The sequence below is a fragment of the Pollutimonas bauzanensis genome, from assembly GCF_040393045.1.
Taxonomy (GTDB): domain Bacteria; phylum Pseudomonadota; class Gammaproteobacteria; order Burkholderiales; family Burkholderiaceae_B; genus Pollutimonas; species Pollutimonas bauzanensis_A.
In genome coordinates this window covers 1-18595 of sequence record NZ_JBEBUX010000041.1, presented here as the reverse complement: position 1 = coordinate 18595, position 18595 = coordinate 1, and the positions used below count along the sequence as shown (strand labels likewise).

21 protein-coding genes are annotated in these 18595 nt (G+C 54.7%); 10 read left to right on the top strand and 11 right to left on the bottom strand.

Features of this window, described 5'->3' with window-relative positions; translation table 11 throughout:
* Positions 1 to 67 precede the first annotated feature (67 nt).
* Together ABWO67_RS08515 and ABWO67_RS08510 are read left to right on the top strand one after the other, a co-directional pair.
* Positions 68 to 367 (top strand): hypothetical protein, encoded by a 300-nt coding sequence (locus ABWO67_RS08515; RefSeq protein ID WP_353150336.1) that lies wholly within the window; start codon positions 68 to 70, stop codon positions 365 to 367.
* Positions 368 to 375: 8 nt separating this feature from the next.
* Positions 376 to 2217, top strand: a complete 1842-nt coding sequence (locus tag ABWO67_RS08510) for a monovalent cation:proton antiporter-2 (CPA2) family protein (protein ID WP_353150333.1) — start codon at positions 376 to 378, stop codon at positions 2215 to 2217.
* A gap of 12 nt (positions 2218 to 2229) precedes the next feature.
* Here the strand turns inward: ABWO67_RS08510 and ABWO67_RS08505 are convergent, their stop codons facing one another.
* Positions 2230 to 2646 carry a DUF411 domain-containing protein gene (locus ABWO67_RS08505; protein ID WP_353150330.1) on the bottom strand — a complete coding sequence of 139 codons (417 nt, stop codon included), beginning with the start codon at positions 2644 to 2646 and terminating at the stop codon, positions 2230 to 2232.
* 70 nt (positions 2647 to 2716) lie between these two features.
* Between ABWO67_RS08505 and arfB the strand changes: the two genes are divergently transcribed.
* Together arfB and ABWO67_RS08495 are read left to right on the top strand one after the other, a co-directional pair.
* Entirely contained in the window at positions 2717 to 3136 is a 420-nt protein-coding gene (gene arfB / locus ABWO67_RS08500) for an alternative ribosome rescue aminoacyl-tRNA hydrolase ArfB (protein ID WP_353150327.1), read from the top strand.
* A 17-nt stretch (positions 3137 to 3153) separates the two neighbouring features.
* Positions 3154 to 3726, top strand: coding sequence for a DUF1415 domain-containing protein (locus ABWO67_RS08495; protein WP_353150324.1), 573 nt, complete (start codon positions 3154 to 3156; stop codon positions 3724 to 3726).
* Here the strand turns inward: ABWO67_RS08495 and ABWO67_RS08490 are convergent.
* From ABWO67_RS08490 to ABWO67_RS08480, 3 genes are all read right to left on the bottom strand, one after another.
* A complete protein-coding gene (locus ABWO67_RS08490; protein WP_353150322.1) occupies positions 3712 to 4866 on the bottom strand; it encodes a cytochrome P450 in 1155 nt (384 codons plus the stop codon). The genes ABWO67_RS08495 and ABWO67_RS08490 overlap by 15 nt on opposite strands.
* Positions 4867 to 5014: 148 nt before the next feature.
* Positions 5015 to 5596, bottom strand: coding sequence for a BPSL1445 family SYLF domain-containing lipoprotein (locus ABWO67_RS08485; RefSeq protein ID WP_353150319.1), 582 nt, complete (start codon positions 5594 to 5596; stop codon positions 5015 to 5017).
* 101 nt (positions 5597 to 5697) lie between these two features.
* Complete coding sequence (locus ABWO67_RS08480; RefSeq protein WP_353150316.1) at positions 5698 to 6630, bottom strand: 2-hydroxyacid dehydrogenase; 933 nt, start codon at positions 6628 to 6630, stop codon at positions 5698 to 5700.
* Between the two features lie 77 nt (positions 6631 to 6707).
* Between ABWO67_RS08480 and ABWO67_RS08475 the strand changes: the two genes are divergently transcribed.
* From ABWO67_RS08475 to ABWO67_RS08460, 4 genes are all read left to right on the top strand, one after another.
* Complete coding sequence (locus ABWO67_RS08475) at positions 6708 to 8075, top strand: aspartate aminotransferase family protein (protein ID WP_353150313.1); 1368 nt, start codon at positions 6708 to 6710, stop codon at positions 8073 to 8075.
* An 89-nt stretch (positions 8076 to 8164) separates the two neighbouring features.
* Positions 8165 to 9115 (top strand): DnaJ C-terminal domain-containing protein, encoded by a 951-nt coding sequence (locus ABWO67_RS08470; protein ID WP_353150310.1) that lies wholly within the window; start codon positions 8165 to 8167, stop codon positions 9113 to 9115.
* Positions 9112 to 9435 (top strand): chaperone modulator CbpM, encoded by a 324-nt coding sequence (locus tag ABWO67_RS08465; protein ID WP_353150307.1) that lies wholly within the window; start codon positions 9112 to 9114, stop codon positions 9433 to 9435. Before ABWO67_RS08470 ends, ABWO67_RS08465 begins: the two co-directional genes overlap by 4 nt.
* 48 nt (positions 9436 to 9483) lie before the next feature.
* Positions 9484 to 10032 (top strand): NADPH-dependent FMN reductase, encoded by a 549-nt coding sequence (locus ABWO67_RS08460; RefSeq protein WP_353150304.1) that lies wholly within the window; start codon positions 9484 to 9486, stop codon positions 10030 to 10032.
* 24 nt (positions 10033 to 10056) lie between these two features.
* Here ABWO67_RS08460 and ABWO67_RS08455 read toward each other — a convergent pair whose 3' ends face one another.
* Both ABWO67_RS08455 and ABWO67_RS08450 read right to left on the bottom strand, forming a co-directional pair.
* Positions 10057 to 10353: an acylphosphatase gene (locus ABWO67_RS08455; protein ID WP_353150301.1), complete on the bottom strand. Its 297-nt coding sequence runs from the start codon at positions 10351 to 10353 to the stop codon at positions 10057 to 10059.
* 48 nt (positions 10354 to 10401) lie between these two features.
* Positions 10402 to 12237 (bottom strand): glycoside hydrolase family 15 protein, encoded by a 1836-nt coding sequence (locus ABWO67_RS08450; protein ID WP_353150298.1) that lies wholly within the window; start codon positions 12235 to 12237, stop codon positions 10402 to 10404.
* Positions 12238 to 12383: 146 nt separating this feature from the next.
* Between ABWO67_RS08450 and ABWO67_RS08445 the strand changes: the two genes are divergently transcribed.
* Positions 12384 to 12809 carry a universal stress protein gene (locus ABWO67_RS08445; protein ID WP_353150295.1) on the top strand — a complete coding sequence of 142 codons (426 nt, stop codon included), beginning with the start codon at positions 12384 to 12386 and terminating at the stop codon, positions 12807 to 12809.
* Between the two features lie 5 nt (positions 12810 to 12814).
* On the opposite strand, the gene zwf is transcribed toward ABWO67_RS08445, so the two are convergent.
* Entirely contained in the window at positions 12815 to 14215 is a 1401-nt protein-coding gene (gene zwf, locus ABWO67_RS08440) for a glucose-6-phosphate dehydrogenase (protein WP_353150292.1), read from the bottom strand.
* Positions 14212 to 15234, bottom strand: a complete 1023-nt coding sequence (gnd, locus tag ABWO67_RS08435) for a phosphogluconate dehydrogenase (NAD(+)-dependent, decarboxylating) (protein WP_353150289.1) — start codon at positions 15232 to 15234, stop codon at positions 14212 to 14214. The genes zwf and gnd overlap by 4 nt, the downstream gene beginning before the upstream one ends.
* A 62-nt stretch (positions 15235 to 15296) precedes the next feature.
* On the opposite strand from gnd, the gene ABWO67_RS08430 reads away from it, so the two are divergent.
* Entirely contained in the window at positions 15297 to 15779 is a 483-nt protein-coding gene (locus ABWO67_RS08430; RefSeq protein WP_353150286.1) for a peroxiredoxin family protein, read from the top strand.
* Between the two features lie 2 nt (positions 15780 to 15781).
* Here the strand turns inward: ABWO67_RS08430 and ABWO67_RS08425 are convergent, their stop codons facing one another.
* From ABWO67_RS08425 to ABWO67_RS08415, 3 genes are all read right to left on the bottom strand, one after another.
* Positions 15782 to 16492, bottom strand: coding sequence for a slipin family protein (locus ABWO67_RS08425; protein WP_502929986.1), 711 nt, complete (start codon positions 16490 to 16492; stop codon positions 15782 to 15784).
* Positions 16493 to 16557: 65 nt separating this feature from the next.
* Positions 16558 to 17934: an NfeD family protein gene (locus tag ABWO67_RS08420; protein ID WP_353150281.1), complete on the bottom strand. Its 1377-nt coding sequence runs from the start codon at positions 17932 to 17934 to the stop codon at positions 16558 to 16560.
* A 52-nt stretch (positions 17935 to 17986) separates the two neighbouring features.
* A complete protein-coding gene (locus ABWO67_RS08415) occupies positions 17987 to 18370 on the bottom strand; it encodes a DUF488 domain-containing protein (protein ID WP_353150278.1) in 384 nt (127 codons plus the stop codon).
* Between the last annotated feature and the right edge of the window lie 225 nt (positions 18371 to 18595).

Below are 18595 nucleotides of genomic sequence, written 5' to 3'. Positions count from 1 at the left end.
AGCGGAGCTTGACTCATGAAAGTTTCAAGCGCAATGTGTTTTACGGACCTCTTTTAAGGAGCTTCATATGCAACAAGCCAACCATGCAGGAAAGGAAGTCATAGAAATCCATCCAGATGGCCACCGCGCAGTTGTTCTCATCAAAGCCAAGGGAAAATCCTATTACGAAACCTTCGGGCCTGACGGCTTGTCCTTGGGCGTATTCGACCTGAGCGATGAAGCGACATCGGCTGCCCAGTGGGCATGGGATTTCCTGCAAGAAGACCCCTCTATAAGAAGGCTTACCCTGATGCAACTGGTCATCGACAAGCTCGCCATACAGTACCCAATGGAATCTGCCGGCGTCACCCTGACGCCAAAAGGATAACCCCCCACATGGAAGGCGCGAATCTATTAAAGCTGGCCTTGGTTTACCTTGCCTCCGGCGTCATCGCGGTGCCGATTGCAAAAAGACTGGGGCTGGGATCTGTATTGGGCTACCTGATCGCTGGCGTGGCAATCGGCCCATTCGCCCTCCATCTGGTTGGGGACCAAACAGAAATCATGCACTTCGCCGAATTCGGCGTAGTCATCATGCTGTTTCTCATTGGCCTGGAAGTACGCCCTTCTGTGCTGTGGAATATGAGGGGCGTATTTTTCGGCCTCGGCGGCGCGCAGGTAGCCGCCACCGGCCTGGCGTTGACAGCGGCCGGCCTGGCCATGGGTCTGGATCTCCGGGCTGCTGTGACACTGGGGTTCATCCTATCCATATCATCTACAGCCATCGTGCTGCAGACATTCCAGGAAAAAGGCTTGATGCATACGGCGGCTGGCACTGCCGCATTTGGCATTTTGCTGTTCCAGGACGTCTCTACCATACCCATGTTTGCCGCGCTGCCCTTGCTTGCACTGGGCACTGTTATCGGGCCGGATACGCAACCGCAAGGCATGCTTGCCAATTTTCCCGCCGGAGTGCAGGCGTTAGCCGTGCTGGCCGCTGTCTTGTTGATAATTGGCGCTGGCCGCTACCTGACCCGCCCAGCCTTTCGGTTTATTGCCAACACCCATTCGCGCGACATCTTTACTGCTGCAGCGCTGCTGCTGGTCATTGCAGTCGCTTTGTTAATGGAAACAGTAGGCTTGTCTCCCGCACTGGGGGCATTCCTGGCCGGCGTCGTGCTTGCCGACAGCGAGTTCAGACGCGAACTGGAAGGCGATATCGAACCGTTTCGGGGGCTACTGCTGGGGCTATTTTTCATTTCTGTAGGCGCCGGCATCAACCTTGGGCTGTTTACTACCCAGCCGGGCACACTCGTCGCCTTCGTACTTGGCCTAATAATCATAAAAGCCATCGTTATCTATGTCGTTGCCCGGATTTTCCACGTAGAAGGCCGTGCGGCGACACTTACCGCAGTGGCGCTTGCACAAGGAGGCGAGTTTGCGTTCGTGCTGCTTGGAATTGCGTCGGCATCAGGCATTATTACCGCAGGCATTTCCGAGTTAGCGACGGGTGCGGTGGCGACTTCCATGGCGCTTACGCCCATCCTGCTCAAAGGCTACCAGCGCTGGTGCTCCAGCAGTTTGTCTTCCTTGCCGCAGCCGACAAACGAGGCTTTCAACGATCGCCCGGACGCCATCGTCGCGGGTTTTGGGCGATTTGGCCAAATAGCAGCCCGTCTCTTGATCGTCAATGGCTTTAAGACATCCACGCTAGACTCCAGTGCCGAACAGGTCGAATTGGTCCGTCGCTTTGGACGGCGGGTATATTATGGCGACGCCACCCGGCTCGACCTTTTGCGCGCCTCGGGTGCGGCCGAAGCGAAGCTATTAATCGTTGCTATCGACGATCGCGACCAGGCGGAAACGCTGGTGGAAGTTGCTGCCCGCCATTTTCCTCACCTGAAAATACTGGCTCGCGCCTACGACAGACGCCATGCTTATCGATTGCTGGAAAAAGGCGCCCACGTGGTGGAGCGGGAAACTTTCGAAGCGGGCCTTACCTTAGGCGCCGAAGCCCTCAAGGCCTTGGGACTTAAAGACGCGCAGGCGACCCAGGCGACCCGCCTGTTTCGCCGCCATGACGAGAAAATGTTCGATGCCCTGGCGCAGGTTTGGGGCGATGAAGAACGCTTTATCGTCGCTAGTAAGGAAACCAGCGAACGCATGAATGAACTTTTGGCTGCGGATATACAAAGCATGCTTAAAGAACCCGCTGACGCGGTTCGGAATACACGCTAACTTATGCTTGTGTCAGTCCGTGGAAAAAGGCTTGCCGTTGAAATCCACCGTGACCAGCGTGCCATCCAGCTGACCCATTCCTGGCGAGTTCTGCGGCATCCCTGGCGCAGCAACCCCTTTTACAGAGCGGTCAGCCAACAGTTTATTGACCGCTGCGGCGGGTACATGCCCTTCAATGATCTGGCCGGTTGCGTCAACCACCCCGGTATGGCATGAACCCAACTCCATCGGCACACCGAGTTTTTCCTTGACGGTAGCCATGTCGACGGTTTTTATGGCTTTGACGGTAAAACCCGACTCTCGCATATGCTCAACCCAACCCGAACAACAACCGCAATTCGGATCCTGATAAACCGTAATGGAGCCGCCCGCGGCAAAGGCAAACGTTGAAGTCGCCATCAACGCCATCGAAATCACTAATGCTTTCATTGCAACAACCCTGAATCATAAACAATACAACACTTATGGTAACCCGATTGAAGTAGTACTATCACCGCCTATGCTGCATATACATGACAACCTTTATCTGGACGAACGCGAAATCGAATTCAGTATGATTCGAGCCCAGGGCTCGGGCGGACAGAATGTGAACAAAGTGTCCAGCGCAGTCCACTTGCGTTTCGATGTCGGCCAGTCGTCGCTACCCGAAGAGTGCAAAACTTCGTTGCGCGAACTTTCTGACAGACGCCTGTCGAAAGACGGCGTCATCGTTATCAAGGCGCAGTCATTTCGCAGCCAGGAAAAGAACCGTGCCGATGCCATAGAACGCCTGCTGCTTTTGATACGTTCCGCGTTGCAAGAGCGCACCTTGCGCAAGCCCACCCGTCCGACACGGGCTTCGCAACGCCGACGCGTACAACGCAAATCCTTGCACGGTGAAGTCAAGCGCCTGCGCGCCAAGGTCGCCGACTTCCACTGACAGAGGACAGAATGAATATGGAATCCAGCGACGCAACCGTACTTGCCACGACAAAACATTGGCTGACTCGCGCCGTTATCGGTCTTAATCTATGCCCTTTCGCTAAAAGCGTTTACGTCAAAGACCAGGTCCGATACGTTATCAGCCGATCAGACTCCAATCATGACATATTGCAGCAGCTCGAGTCTGAATTACTGTACTTGGCCGAAGCCGACCCAGACAACATCGATACCACGCTGCTGATCCTGCCCGAGGCGTTAAGCGATTTTCTTGAATATAACGATTTTCTGCATCGCGCCGATCGCGTCCTGAAACGCAAGCGACTTACCGGCTTGCTCCAAATTGCCAGCTTCCATCCGCATTATCAATTTAGCGATAGCGAGCCCGATGCGATTGAAAACTTTACGAATCGAGCGCCCTATCCTATGTTGCACCTGCTTCGCGAAGCCAGCATAGAAAAGGCAGTCGATGCCTTTCCGGATGCTGCTGCTATTTACGAGCGCAACCAGGAAACCATGCGCCGTCTTGGGCAGACCGGATGGAATCAATGGATGGCTAATACGACCGCCGAAAATTCAATCGATACGTAACGGCAACACAGAAAAGCCGCCTGCCGGATAAACCGCATTGACTGCGGGTTTGTCTGCAACCAAAGCAATATTCGTAGTCTGCGTAAGCAGTTCCTGCGTGATAGCAAGAAGCTCCAGCCGTGCCAGCGGCGCGCCCGGACAAACATGAATACCCGCACCATAAAGCAAGTTTTGCGATGGGTCCCGGTCTAGGCGGAATGTAGCGGCATCCTTAAATACTACCTCGTCCCGATTGGCCGAAGCCCAAATAAGGGACAGACGTTCGCCGGCAGCCAAGTCGCGGCCGCCGAGCGTCACGGGCTTTGTGGTTATTCTGCGGTTGGCGATGAGCGGCGCTTGAATACGCAGGATCTCGTCGATGGCAGCAGGCAATATAGACAAATCATTGCGCAGCAATTGCTGCACTGCTGGATGGGACGCCAGGTAATGCGCAATAATACCCACACAGGACGCCATGGTGCCCAATTCGCCGACAGTCCAATTACGCAAGATGCTTACAATTTCATCATCGGTAAGTAAGCGCCCTGCTACGCGTTCGTTTAGCAGACTTGTAGTGACATCAGGTGAAGCCACAACGCCCAGCTTGCGACGCGTGCCAAGCATGTCTTTAATGTATCCGTCGAACTCGAAAGCGATATCCGCCATGGCGGCCCTGTCGCCTTCCAGCGTGGCCTGACGATTCTTCCTGATCCAAAGGCGTAGCGGTTCGTGTAATGCCTTAGGCCAACCTAGGAATGCGCTTTGCATTTCAAGCGCGAAAGCTTGTGCAAAATCGGCCATTAGCTCGACCTCGCTTCCTTTTGACAGTTTGGCAACCAAAGACGCTGCGATCGCGCTGCAGGCAGATGAAAACCCGGCGATACGCTCTGGTGTGAAATAGCGGTCGATAATGCGCCGGTATTCAGTATGCCGCGGCGGATCCATGCCGTTGGGCACAGACAAGTGGCTGGACGCCGCACTGCTAAAGGTTTCGTGATCGGTCAGGACCTGCATGACATCGGCATGGCGAAACAGGGACCAGTGCATATATTCGCTGTGGGCAACTGGGCATCTTTGACGCATCTGATCATACACAGTGACCTGGTCCTGAAGCACAGCGTCGGCCCGAGGATCCCAATCGGATTCGGGTCTTGTAGACATCACTTTTTTCACTTAAAACCGACCTTGGCTTGAGATGACAATGACGGCGCATGCCGCCCTTATATTCATCAGCCAATATATACCTTGCGATGGCCATAAGACACGCGTCGGCATCGTAAAGTATGATCCTCGTCAATAAACACGTGGCTTATCGCTTCAACTTGCTGACCTTCGTTCCTTCGACATTCAAGTTAGCCATCAGGCCTTGATTCGTCATGACAATAGCACTGACGGGTTTCGTCGCGGTATTCAAGTCCAGCACGCCGTTAGCCCCCACCTTGATCAAAGCCACTGATGCATCCACACCCGCCGTCCAGCCTTTACTGTTGACGAATTTATCCAGAGCTTCTTTGGTCATGAACAGGAAGAAAATGGCCTTCGATTGCGCGCCAACCTGCAGCCCAAAGGAACCGGTAATCGTGCTGTAATAATCGACGGTCTTGCCATTGACCCGTAAGGCCCCTTCGCCATATTGGCCGCCGACCACAAAACCAACAGCCAATACCGATGGGAAAACCAGCACACCTTGTGCTTTATTGACTAAGTCGTGTGAGCCCGGCACTGTGCTGTAGAGCCTGTCCAGCGCGGCATTGACATTGTCATCAATCTCTTTTTCCTTGGCTGGACCTTTGGCTGTGGATGATAGGGGCGTCGTCGTGCACCCCGTCAACAACACTGCCGCCGCACCCAACGTAACGACCGACTTGGCCATGAATTCTCGTTTATTCATGATTTTCTCCATAACAACGCTAAGGAACCCCAACTGCGACAGGTTATGGATCAGCAATCAATGTGCCCGAGTTAGTGCCGCGGCCAACGATAGTCGTATATTCAGTACCCTCTGCCGCGAACTACGACTCCGGTCAATGGTTCACCCCGCAAGTAGCAATTGATGTTGGCTGCAACTTGCGCGATAGACGTTTCACGCAAACTGGCAGCAGCCACATGGGGTGTTACCGTTATGCGAGGATGCGTCCAGAACGCGTGCCCTTGCGGCAGAGGCTCTTGGTTGAAAACATCTAGTGTCGCGCCGTGAATGTGGCCGGAATCAAGTAGTGCCAGCAGATCTTCCTCTACAAGATGGTCGCCTCGTCCCACATTGATCAGATGGGCTTCAGGCAGCAGCCGCCCCAAGGTGTCGCGGCATAGAATCCCATGCGTTTCGCTGGTAAGCGGCAAAGTATTGATCAGGACACGTGTACGTGCCAGGAAAGCAGGCAATTGCGCCGGGCCGGCAAAGCATTCAATCCCCGGCAAATCCTTGCCGCTGCGCGACCACCCCGCGACTGGATAATCGAGGCTGGCGAGGGTTTGCGCAACGCGTGCGCCCATAAGGCCCATACCCATCACGCCTACGGGCCACTTCCCCCTTTGGATGTCGGGCAAAGGTTCCCAAATGCCCTGCTTCTGCAGACCTTCGTATCGGTCAAATTGACGCGACGCCCGTAATAACGCATAGGTTGCATACTCGGCCATTTGTACCGACATGCCAGCATCTTCCAGCCGCACAATCGGCACGTCGTCGTTCAAACCTTCCAACCGGAACAAAGCATCGACCCCGGCACCCAGGTTGAAAACCGCCTGCAACCCCGTTTCACGCAGGAATATATCGCGCGGTGGATTCCACACCACGGCAAGCTCGGCACCAATGGCACTGCCATCATCTGACCATTGTTGGATATCGGCTTGCGGAACCAAAGCCTGCAAGGGTTTAATCCAGGAGTCGGCGTCGACATCGTGGGCAGAGGCAAAAATAATCTTCAAGTCGGTGCCTAATATCAGGTGATGAGCGAATTTACTATATGATAAATGAAAATCACTTGTACTCGCCAGGAGTTGCCATGACCACATTGTCTTCCGCCCAAAGCCGCGATATCTCTTACCAGTTGCACTCATACACCAACGCGGTCACACATCAAAAGATTGGGCCGCGCATCATTGAAAGGGGCGAAGGCATCTATGTCTATGACGACCAGGGAAATAAATACCTTGAAGCCATGGCTGGGCTCTGGAGCGTGGCGGTAGGATTTGGTGAACCGCGGCTGGTTGAAGCAGCCACCCGGCAAATGCAAAAACTGCCTTATTACCATACCTTTACGCATAAATCTCACACGCCTTCCATAGAGCTGGCGGAAAAACTGGTGAACTATACACAAGGGCGCATGTCCACCGCCTTCTTCACCAACTCGGGCTCCGAAGCTAACGATACCGTTGTCAAATTGGTGTGGTACTACAACAATGCGCTGGGACGGACGCAAAAGAAAAAAATCATTGCGCGCAAGCGTGGCTATCACGGCGTTACCGTTGCCTCGGCAAGCATGACGGGCCTGCCAGGTAACCATCGCGACTTTGACCTGCCTTTGCCGCAAATAAAGCATACAAGCTGCCCGCATTTGTATCGCGAAGGCCTGCCGGGTGAAACCGAAGAGGATTTCGCCACGCGCATGGCAAACGACTTGGAAGCCCTTATCCTGGAGGAAGGGCCTGATACGGTCGCAGCATTCATCGGCGAGCCCGTCATGGGCGCGGGTGGGGTTATCTTGCCACCCGACTCCTATTGGGCCAAGATACAGGCGGTCTGCCGCAAGTACGACTTGCTTGTGATTGCCGACGAGGTCATCACCGGTTTCGGACGCCTGGGAACACGGTTCGGATCGGACGCATTCGGCATCGAACCCGACATCATGGTGTTATCCAAGCAATTAACTTCGTCGTATCAACCTTTGGCCGCTGTCATGCTGAGTCGTCCAGTAGCAGACGTCATTTCCAACCACAGCGGCACATTGGGCACATTTGGCCATGGCTATACCACCAGCGGTCATCCGGTTGCGACGGCCGTGGCTATAGAAAACCTGAACATCATCGAAGAACGCGGCCTGGTGGAAAACGCCGCAACTACCGGCGCCATCATGCAGTCCGGCCTGCGCGAGCTGGCGGATCATCCACTGGTCGGCGAAGTGCGCGGCATGGGCTTGATTGCAGGTATCGAATTGGTTGCCGATAAGGCCAGCAAGCGTCCCTTCGACCCGTTGGGAAAAATGGGGGCCGCCGTTTATGAGCGCGCCCACCAAAATGGGCTGATCGTACGGGGCATCCAGGATACCGTTGCATTTTGCCCGCCACTGATCATTACCCCTGAACAGGTCGGCGACATGATTGCACGCTTTCGTAAAACCCTCGATGAAGTACATAAAAATCAACCTGCCTGAAGTGGACGGCATTCCTTGACACCAGAAGCAAGCTGGTGAAGACTCTAGGGGTGTCCAGAATGCGCTGCTAAGCCTTTTCGGGAAATTTGATGAAATATGTCGATTACTACCAGGTACTGGGTGTTCCGCGTGACGCAACACTGGCCGATATAAAAAAGGCCTACCGCAAGCTTGCGCACAAACATCATCCGGATGTCAACAAAGGCGACAGCAACGAAGAAAAGTTCAAAGATATCTCCGTTGCCTACGCCACCCTGAAAGATCCCGAAAAGCGCGCTGCCTACGACGAACTTGGCCGCCATCCCCAGGGGGAAGAATTCGTTCCGCCTCATCAATGGCAAGAACAGTTTCGCGACAATGGCGCCGATTATTCCGACGTGGATCTGGCCGACTTGTTGGCAGCATTCGCGGCGGCCCAGCAAGCCGCGCACCGGGGACACCCTCAGCCACCCCTGCGTGGGCCCGACTACGAGGTTCCAGTATCCGTCACACTAGAGCAAATCTATAACGGCACTGAAACCGAGATTAGCGTCTCCGTGCCTGAATACGACGCACATGGTTTGCTGCATCACGTTCCGAAAACCTTCCGGATACGCATCCCAAAAGGCGCCTCCGACGGTCAACGCCTGCGTTTGCCCGAAAAAGGCGGTAAGGGCTTGCGCGGCGGCAAGCCAGGCGATCTTTATATCGTCATGAATATACAGCCGCATAAATTCTACCGAGTCAGCGGCAACGACTTGTACATAGACCTGCCCCTGGCTCCCTGGGAAGCCGTCCTTGGAGCGAGTGTGCAGATTCCCACGCTAGGCGGCCTGGTCGAAATGACTATCCCTGCTGGTACCGCAGCGGGACGAAAGCTGCGTTTAGGGAAGCGAGGCCTTCCGGCACCCAATGATGGCGTGCAAGGCGACCTGTACGCGGTAGTACGCATCGACGTGCCCAAAACGCTGACTGAACGCGAGCGCGAACTATTCTCGCAACTTGCTGCGGCATCTAGTTTCAACCCCCGCGCGCAGCTTAATGCAGGAGCGCCATCATGACCGTCCATATTACTGAAAGCATATGGCTGAATGCGTCCGACATTTGTTCCTTCGAGCATCTGATACAGGTTTCGGGGCTTTCAGCAGACGCCCTGCTCGATCTGATCGAAGCGGGTGTCATCGAACCCACCAACCAGGACCCCGCCAATTATTTCTTTACCGTCGACTGTATCGTTATCGCCCGGACCGCTCGCAGGTTGCGCGACGACTTCGATCTTGATCCGCAAGGCCTTGCCCTTGCAATCAATTTAACCCAGCGTATCGACAAACTGGAAGCTGAACTTCATCGGCTACGGGCCGCGCTTGCACAAAGCCGGTAGCCACATTCTGTAGCAAGACCCTCTTCACAATTCTTACAGGAGTTCTCTATGAGCCAATACCAAATCGCAGTAATAGTAGGCAGCCTGCGCAAAGATTCGTTCAATCGCAAGCTGGCTACGGCGCTTGCCAAACTCGGCCCCCAAGACTTTTCCTTCAAGCAACTCGAAATCGGCGACTTGCCGCTGTACAACCAAGACGAGGATGCAAACCAGGCGGATTCTGTGAAGCGGTTGAAAAGCGAGCTCGCTGCGAGCCAGGGCTTGTTATTCGTCACGCCGGAATACAACCGCTCGATGCCTGGCGTACTAAAGAACGCCCTGGACAATGCCTCGCGTCCCTACGGCCAAAACGCCTGGGCAGGCAAACCAGCCGGCGTTATAGGCACCTCGATAGGCGCTATAGGCACTGCTTTGGCACAACAGCATTTACGCAACGTGCTTGCCTATCTGGACGTCCCAACGCTTGCCCAGCCTGAAGCCTTTATACATGCAAAAGAGGGGCTGTTTGACGAGGCCGGCAACATTGGCGCTGGCAGCAAAGAATTCCTGCAAAACTGGATGGACCAATATGCGGCGTGGGTTAAAAAACATGCCTGAACATAAACCAGGCGATCTTCAAGCCTAGATCTGTTCAAACCTGTCGAAATGACGCTCGGTGAGCGCGACCTGACTATCGACCTCCAGGACGCGGGCGCCGGGTGGGCCCACATGCAGCCATGACAGCATCCGGTCTATTTGGTCGTGTGGCCCCTGAAGCAACGCTTCGACTGCCCCATCATCGGCGTTACGCACCCAGCCTGTAACCCCCAGCATATGGGCATGACGCACCGCAGCAACGCGGAACCCCACCCCTTGCACTCGGCCGGTAACACGCACTTCAAGGGTTTCGACACGACTGTCGCGATAAAGCTTTTTCATATATCCAAAAATATTCTTGCAAGCGTGAGATTATGGCACGCTGCGCCCTCAAGAGCTTGTATCTGCCAGACTGGCTTCTTCAGCGGATTCCGGATGAGCACGCTTCTGGGCCGGCGCCTCGGCGCGATGCAGGTTGAGCGCGGTATTAATAATGCCGATATGGCTGAACGCCTGGGGAAAATTCCCCAACATGCGCCGCTCATGCGGATCGTATTGCTCTGCAAGCAAGCCGACATCGTTGCATAAAGAAGCCAAGTGTTCAAATAATGCGCGAGCATCATCGTCGCGTCCTAACAGAACATAGACGTCGGCCAACCAGAACGAGCACGCCAGGAAAGTCCCTTCTCCAGGGGGCAAACCATCGATTCCGGCTTCGCTTTCGTAGCGCAACAACAAACCGTCGCGCATCAAGCGTTTTTCAATAGCAGCGACGGTGCCCAGCACGCGGGGGTCATCTGGCGGCAAAAAACCGGTGAGAGGAATTTGGAGAAGGCTGGCGTCAAGATTGGTAGAACCGTAATGCTGTACGAAGCTGCCAAGTTCGGAGTTATAGCCTTCGCGGCAGACCTGAGCATGTATTTCATTGGCGATGCGTCGGCAGTTTGCTGAAAACTGACGCCCATTTTTCATGGCGTCGGCCACAATGGAAATGCGGTCGAAAGCCACCCATGCCATCACTTTAGAATGGGTGAAATGCCGTTTTTCGGCTCGAATTTCCCAGATCCCTTCATCGGGCTCCCGCCACTGCTTTTCCAGAAATGGCACGATCACTTCGGTAATCGCTTCAATACGGGGATGCGCCGGCAAATGCCCTTTGATAGCTTGAGCCATGGCATCAGCGACTTCACCGTACACATCCAATTGGGTTTGAGTGGCCGCCGCGTTGCCTATGCGTACAGGCTGCGAGCTTTCGTAACCCGTCAACCACGGCAGCTCATATTCCGGCAAACGGCGTTCGCCGCCCAGTCCGTACATAATTTGCATTTGATCTGGATTGCCGGCCACGGATCTTGTCAGCCAATCGCGCCAAGCACGCGCCTCATCAAAGTAACCCAGGCTCATAAACGCCAGCAATGTCATGGTGGCATCGCGCAGCCAGCAATAGCGATAATCCCAATTGCGCTGCCCGCCCAGCTTTTCGGGCAATGAGGTGGTGGCTGCCGCCACGATGCCCCCGGTAGGTAAATAAGTCAGCGCCTTGAGCGTAAGCAATGACCTTTTGACCAAGCCTGACCATCGACCGACATCCGGGCAGCGGCTGGAGAACTCATGCCAAAAGTATTCCGTTTCAGCCAATGCTGCCTCGGCATCGAATGGATCCGACACTCGCTCATGGGAAGGCTGGTGCAACAACGTGAATACCTCACGCTGGCCTTCTGTAACCGTAAAATCTGACGTGGTTTGCGCGCCATGCCCTTCTAGCGGAACCGCGCAACGCAGTACCAACATCTCGGGGCCTGCCACTGCCGTCAGCGTTTGAGTGTGGTGGGTTTCTACCCAGGGGATGGTTCGGCCATAATCGAACCGGATAGCCAGATCCATATGAAATCTCAACGTGCCTTTCACCCCCACCACGATACGCACCACGCTGGAATGCGTAAAAGTGGACGGCATGAAGTCAATCAGCTTGGCGACACCTTCTTCCGTCGTGAACGTGGTTTCCAGAATCAGGGTGCCATCCCGATAGCTTCGTTTGGTATCGATCACCGCCCCTGATGGCGCAATTTGCCAGCGACCGTTTTCAGGCGTCCCCAGCAACGCCGCAAAACATGCGGCGGCGTCGAAGCGGGGAAAACACAGCCAGTCAATAGAGCCCTCTTTGGACACTAACGCGGCCGTACGGCAATTGCCAAGCAAGGCATAGTCTTCTATCCTGACTGTCATAGCTCTCCAAAAACGGTTGGCTTGTCGTGTTTCTTGATCTAGATCATGACGCCGTTTGTGCTGTCGTCTAATATAAAGCAGCTGTCCCTGTTACGCTACCCATGCCAACCAGGCGATGTACGCAAGCAACTATCAACGAGGCCTCCATGAGAACCATACTTGTACCGGTAGACGGATCAGAATCTTCCACTCGTGCTGTCAAAGCCGCCATCAAAGCCGCCAACGAATTTGGCGGCGCCACCCTGCATTTGCTTACCGTACACCCCCCCATCATTTCGGGCAACGTCAAGCGTTTCTTTTCCGCCGAAGCCATCAACGACTACTATCAAGACGAAGGCCGCAACGCCCTGTTGCCCGCCAAGGCCATCCTTGACGAAGCCGGCGTCACCTATACTGAAGAAATCGCAGTCGGCCCCGTCGCCCAGACGATTGCCGATTACGCCAAGAAAAAAGAGTGCGACATGATCATCATGGGTACACGCGGGTTAGGCGCCGTAACCGGCTTCGTACTCGGTTCGGTTACAACAAAAGTACTGGGTCTTGTCGAAATACCCGTGGCCCTTATCAAGTAAGCACCTTATACCGGGCCGGGGTTGTGCCAGCCGCCATAATCGGCGACAAGCGCATCAGCTTGTTCCGGCCCCCAGCTTCCACGTTCATAAGGCCAGGCCTGATGATGGTCGCTTAGCACTGGCTCTAGCACCGTCCAGGCCGCCTCGATCGCTTTCTCGCTGGTAAACAAGGCGCGGTCGCCCGCCATCGCGTCTGCCAACAAGCGTTCGTAAGGCGTCTCTTCTAGCGGGTCTACATCAAGTAGATACAGTTCACGCTGGTCGCCGACGAACTCCTTGCCCGAGCGCTTGACCCGCGCAGCCAGGGCCACAGCCGAGCTTGGCGACAAACGGAAGCGAATATAGTTGGCCCGCCCATTATTCGGCTGGGAATCGGCGAACAGCTTCTGCGGCGGCGCCTTTAATTGGACAAGCACCTCGGCTGCGTCTTGGGCCAGATACTTACCTGATCGCAAAAACCAGGGAACGCCCGACCAACGCCACGAATCAATGAACAACCGCAATGCGCAATAGGTTTCGACATCCGAATTGCTATCTACGTGCGGCTCATCTTGATAGCCTTGATACTGGCCCCTGACCAAGTCATCCTTACAAGCAGGCCGTATAGCCTGAAACACCTTCGCTTTTTCCGCATGCACGGCGGCATATCCCTGGAAAGCCGGCGGCTCCATTGCCAGTAGCGCGACAACCTGGAACAAATGGTTTTGAATAACGTCGCGCAGACAGCCGGCACTTTCATAGAACGTCCCGCGGTTCCCCACCCCAAAGGTTTCCGCAAGCGTAATCTGGACGCTTTCAACGTGGTTACGATTCCAGATGGGCTCCAAAAAAGAATTGGCAAAGCGAAAATAAAGAATGTTCATGATCGCTTCTTTACCCAGGAAGTGATCAATCCGGAAAATAGCATCTTCGGGAAAAACAGAACAAGCGACCTGGTTAAGCTGTTGCGCCGACGCCAGATCTCGGCCAAAAGGCTTCTCGACGATCACCCGCGCGCCTGACGCCAGATCTGACGCTGCCAGGCTCTTGATTACCGTAGCGAACAGTGACGGAGGTATCGCCAAATAGTAGGCCGGGCGCTTGGCCGCCCCCAAGGCCTGCTTCAATTTGGCGAACGTGCCTAAATCGTTATAGTTGCCGCTTACGTATTGGGTTGCAGCTAATAAACGTTCCAGCGCCGGCCTGTCATCAATACCGCAAGATTGCTGGATGCTTTGCTCTATATGATGGCGCAACTGCTCGCGCGTCAATGCCGACGACGCTACCCCGACCACAGGCACCGTCAACGCGTTGCGCTTAGCCATGGCGTACAGCGCCGGAAATATCTTCTTCTGAGCCAGGTCGCCCGTCATGCCAAACAGCACTAAAGCGTCTGAAACATTTTCCAAGCGATCTGGGCCTGTCATCCTATGTGCCCTCCTTCAGGCTTTTCAACGTGTCCACCAAATTGCTTTCTCATCGCCGACAACACGCGGTTTGCGTAATCGGCGTTGCCGCGGGATTCGAAACGGGAGAACAGCGCAGCGCTAAGAACGGGCGTAGGCACGCCTTGATCAATGGCTGCGGACAACGCCCAGCGTCCTTCGCCGGAATCCGATACGCGACCCGCGTAATTGTCGAGAGACGGATTGCCCTGAAGCGCTTTCGCCGTCAGATCCAGCAGCCATGAGCCGATAACACTGCCGCGCCGCCACAATTCGGTGATTTCAGGCAGATCGAGGTCGTACTGATAATGCTCTGGGTGTCGCAAAGGTGTGGTCTCAGCATCAGCCGCACGTTCGTGCATGCCGATATTGGCGTTGTGCATGATGTTCAGGCCCTCTGCATAAGCGGCCATAATTCCATATTCAATACCGTTATGCACCATTTTGACGAAATGCCCGGCGCCATGAGGGCCGCAGTGCAAATAGCCCTGGTCGGCGGTCGTCAAGGCACGGTCCGGTGTGGCGTGCACCGCATCCGCCCCTGGCGAGAGTGCCGCAAACACGGGTTCAAGATGCTTGAATGTATCCGCTTCTCCGCCTATCATCAAACAATAGCCGCGCTCCAGCCCAGCCACACCGCCACTGGTGCCGACATCCATATAGTGAATGCCTTGTTGCGTAAGCTCTGCCGCACGGCGTATGTCGTCGTGATACGACGAATTACCGCCATCGATCACAATATCGCCATCTTGCAACAGCGGGGTAAGTTCAGCCAGCACCTTGTCCACGACAGCGGCCGGAACCATCAACCATATGGCGCGCGGCGCGGCCAGCGAAGCAACAAAGGCTTCAAGCGAGGAACATGCAATAGCGCCAAGATCGGCCAGGGGCTGCAGCGCTTCGGGATGGCTATCGTAGACTACGCAGTGCTGGCCATTTCGCAACAAGCGCTGCACCATATTGTTTCCCATGCGGCCTAAGCCCACCATTCCAATCTGCATCGCATTTCTCCAAAAAGCTGAAACCTTAACCGATAACGTTCTAGACTACCCGAAGGAAGTGTATGAGCCGACTTTCCTACGAACACGCCCCCGACTGGACCGTCAGCCAGTGGATGAACACGGCTGATGACCTAACGCTCGCATCCTTGCGCGGCCAAGTCGTGGTCCTGCATGCATTTCAGATGCTATGCCCCGCCTGCGTTACACACTCCATACCTCAAGCCAAGGCCATACATCAGGCATTCCCTCCCGATAAACTGCGCGTCGTGGGCCTGCATAGCGTTTTTGAGCATCACGATGCGATGGGCCCCGTATCGCTAAAAGCATTCATACACGAATTCCGTTTGTCCTTTCCCATAGGAATAGACCAGCAGTCGGCAAACAACCCCATTCCTGTAAGCATGCAGGCATATCGATTACAAGGCACGCCCAGTTTGATCCTGATCGATAAAAATGGCGACATACGCTTGCATCATTTCGGGCACCTGGACGACCTGCATGTCGGCGCTGCCATTGGCCAGTTGCTTGCCGAAAAAACAGGATAAGCCTAGCCCTTCTTGCCCATCAGCGACGACAGCAAATCCACCGGTATAGGGAAAACCAGCGTAGAGCTTTTGTCTCCCGCCACTTGCGTCAACGTCTGCAAATACCGCAACTGCATCGCCGATGGCTGGGTCGCCAGTATTTCGGCTGCCTCCATCAGGGCTTGCGCCGCCTGCTTTTCGCCTTCCGCGTGAATAACCTTTGCCCGACGTTCCCGTTCGGCCTCTGCCTGCCGCGCAATGGCGCGGACCATGCTCTCGTTCAAATCGATGTGCTTGATTTCGACATTGGTCACCTTGATGCCCCAGGAATCGGTCTGCGCATCCAGGATTTGCTGTATGTCCAGATTTAGCTTTTCGCGTTCGGACAGCATTTCATCGAGTTCATGCTTACCCAATACTGCGCGCAAGGTGGTCTGGGCCAATTGGCTGGTGGCCTCCAGGTAGCGTTCGACCTGGATAATGGCCTTTTCAGGCGCCACAACCCTGAAATACAGCACGGCATTGACCTTTACTGACACGTTGTCGCGCGAAATGACATCCTGGCTGGGCACATCCATGGTGACCACGCGCAAATCCACACGCACCATTTGCTGCACCACTGGAATGACAAAAATCAGCCCTGGACCTTTTACGCTGCTGAAACGGCCCAGCGTAAAAATGACGCCGCGCTGGTATTCACGCAAGATCTTGATGCCATTGAGTATAACCAGCATCAAGATGATGATAATGACGCTTAACGCAATATTGAAGCTGTAGAACATGGCGCATCCCCCTTCGTTTAATGTCGAATCGCAGCACCCTGGCCAGCACGGGTCACCTGTAACGTCAGGCCATCCATCGCCACAACCCGTACCCGATCGCCTGGCGACAATGGTTCATTGCACCGCACTCGCCAGCTTTCCCCACGTACATCGGCATAAACCAGCCCTTCAACGACACTGGCCACCACACCCTCCATGCCCAGCATTTCCTCTTTTCCGCTCACCACTTTAAGGTTGCGAGAACGTACGGCCATCGTGCCGATCAGCATGATGATCGCGCCACTGGCAATAGCAACGCCAATCACGAAAGGAATAGACAAATCGAACTCCGCTATACCGGTATCGGTTAAAAACAAACCGCCTAGCACAAAGGCAATAATGCCGCCTACCCCCAATGCCCCGAAACTGGGCAGAAACACTTCACCGATCATCATGGCAGTGCCAACAGCAACCAGCGCCACCCCTGCCCAGTTAACTGGCAGCATCTGGAAGGCATAAAAGCCCAGCAGCAGGCAAATCAGACCGGCTACGCCTGGCAAGGCAGCGCCTGGGCTGGTCATCTCGAAAAACAAACCGTAGATGCCCACCATCATCAGTATCAACGCAAGCTGTGGATTTGCCAACCATGCCATGATACGGTTGCGCCAATTCGGCGTAATACGAACGATCTCGGCATCGGCCGTTTGCAGGCTAACTGTCTGGCCGTTATCAAGCTTTATCGACCTGCCATCCAGTTGCTTGAGCAAATCATCAATATTTGCGGCGATGACATCTATGACCCCTGCTTTCAGTGCTTCCTGTGCCGACATGCTGCTGGCGTCAAGGACGGCTTTTTCTGCAAAATCGGCATTGCGACCCCGCAACTGCGCCAAGCTTCGAATATAGGCAGCGGCATCGTTGGTGACTTTGTGAGTCATCGTGTCGCCGCCTGATTTCTTGTCAGGATCTTTATCTGTACCAGCCTGAGGCTTGTCATCCGGGCCTCCCAAACCGATGGAAACGGGCGAAGCCGCGCCCAAGTTACTGGCTGGCGTCATGGCGGCAATATGGCTGGCGTAAAGTATGAATGTGCCGGCGCTGGCGGCTCGCGCTCCGCCTGGGCTTACAAAGGTAGCGACAGGAATAGGCGACGACAATATTTGCCGGATGATGGAACGCATAGAAGCGTCCAGGCCGCCAGGTGTATCCATTTCGATGACGGTCAATACGGCATTTTCTTCGACCGCGCGCGCCAAGCCACGCGTGAGGAAGTCGGACGAAGCGGGACTGACAATGCCGTCGAGTTCAAGCACCACAACTTTTGGCGTTGCGGCAACAGCAGAACTGAATACCTGTCCTGAAAATGCCAGGACACATAGCAGCAGGCTGCATGCTATCCATTTTGCCTTGCTCATGCCGGTCTCCTTAAACGGAATAGGTCCGTATGTGGCGAACACGCGCATCAGATCAGTATAGGCCGTTTATTTCAGATGCCAAGATCACGGCGTGATTATGCTTAACGTCTTTGGCGCCATACACCAGCGTAATAGGCTGGCCTTTTGCGGCGTTAATCAGGTCACGCATACGTTGTTTTTGTTCGGGTGTGTGAAGTTCGGCACGGTAGCTATCGTTGAAACGCTCCCAGTTTTCTACCTTATGTCCAAACCAGGTGCGCAAGGCGGGGCTGGGCGCCAGATCTTTATTCCACTCATCGAACTTAAGGTCTTCTTTGGCTACGCCTCGAGGCCAAAGCCTGTCCACAAATACCCTGTAACCGTCATCACTGCCCGGGGGATCGTAGGCGCGTTTTATTTGGACATGAGGTGTTTTTTTTATGGCGTGCGAGGTCATGGCGGTCCCCTTTTTCGAGTATTGGATTAGGTCTTGTTGCGACGGGAGATACTGATTACTTTAGGCTTAAGGGGGGCGTGATGCAATCTTTGGCGTACCAGGCCCTAGGGTCTGTGTCTTTCCATTATCTGCTTATGAGGACATTAGCGCCGGGATTTCTCTTCCTGTTTCGCGTGCCAGGTCGTTAGCATCCGGGTTTCTTTTTCCTGGTCCGCGTGCCAGGTC

Bases quoted from the DNA above. Each gene is read 5' to 3' on its own strand.
- ABWO67_RS08515 (WP_353150336.1), top strand. From the start codon at position 68: ATGCAACAAGCCAACCATGCAGGAAAGGAAGTCATAGAAATCCATCCA.
- ABWO67_RS08510 (WP_353150333.1), top strand. From the start codon at position 376: ATGGAAGGCGCGAATCTATTAAAGCTGGCCTTGGTTTACCTTGCCTCC.
- ABWO67_RS08505 (WP_353150330.1), bottom strand. From the start codon at position 2,646: ATGAAAGCATTAGTGATTTCGATGGCGTTGATGGCGACTTCAACGTTT.
- arfB (WP_353150327.1), top strand. From the start codon at position 2,717: ATGCTGCATATACATGACAACCTTTATCTGGACGAACGCGAAATCGAA.
- ABWO67_RS08495 (WP_353150324.1), top strand. From the start codon at position 3,154: ATGGAATCCAGCGACGCAACCGTACTTGCCACGACAAAACATTGGCTG.
- ABWO67_RS08490 (WP_353150322.1), bottom strand. From the start codon at position 4,866: ATGTCTACAAGACCCGAATCCGATTGGGATCCTCGGGCCGACGCTGTG.
- ABWO67_RS08485 (WP_353150319.1), bottom strand. From the start codon at position 5,596: ATGAATAAACGAGAATTCATGGCCAAGTCGGTCGTTACGTTGGGTGCG.
- ABWO67_RS08475 (WP_353150313.1), top strand. From the start codon at position 6,708: ATGACCACATTGTCTTCCGCCCAAAGCCGCGATATCTCTTACCAGTTG.
- ABWO67_RS08470 (WP_353150310.1), top strand. From the start codon at position 8,165: ATGAAATATGTCGATTACTACCAGGTACTGGGTGTTCCGCGTGACGCA.
- ABWO67_RS08465 (WP_353150307.1), top strand. From the start codon at position 9,112: ATGACCGTCCATATTACTGAAAGCATATGGCTGAATGCGTCCGACATT.
- ABWO67_RS08460 (WP_353150304.1), top strand. From the start codon at position 9,484: ATGAGCCAATACCAAATCGCAGTAATAGTAGGCAGCCTGCGCAAAGAT.
- ABWO67_RS08455 (WP_353150301.1), bottom strand. From the start codon at position 10,353: ATGAAAAAGCTTTATCGCGACAGTCGTGTCGAAACCCTTGAAGTGCGT.
- ABWO67_RS08450 (WP_353150298.1), bottom strand. From the start codon at position 12,237: ATGACAGTCAGGATAGAAGACTATGCCTTGCTTGGCAATTGCCGTACG.
- ABWO67_RS08445 (WP_353150295.1), top strand. From the start codon at position 12,384: ATGAGAACCATACTTGTACCGGTAGACGGATCAGAATCTTCCACTCGT.
- zwf (WP_353150292.1), bottom strand. From the start codon at position 14,215: ATGACAGGCCCAGATCGCTTGGAAAATGTTTCAGACGCTTTAGTGCTG.
- gnd (WP_353150289.1), bottom strand. From the start codon at position 15,234: ATGCAGATTGGAATGGTGGGCTTAGGCCGCATGGGAAACAATATGGTG.
- ABWO67_RS08430 (WP_353150286.1), top strand. From the start codon at position 15,297: ATGAGCCGACTTTCCTACGAACACGCCCCCGACTGGACCGTCAGCCAG.
- ABWO67_RS08425 (WP_502929986.1), bottom strand. From the start codon at position 16,492: ATGCTGGTTATACTCAATGGCATCAAGATCTTGCGTGAATACCAGCGC.
- ABWO67_RS08420 (WP_353150281.1), bottom strand. From the start codon at position 17,934: ATGAGCAAGGCAAAATGGATAGCATGCAGCCTGCTGCTATGTGTCCTG.
- ABWO67_RS08415 (WP_353150278.1), bottom strand. From the start codon at position 18,370: ATGACCTCGCACGCCATAAAAAAAACACCTCATGTCCAAATAAAACGC.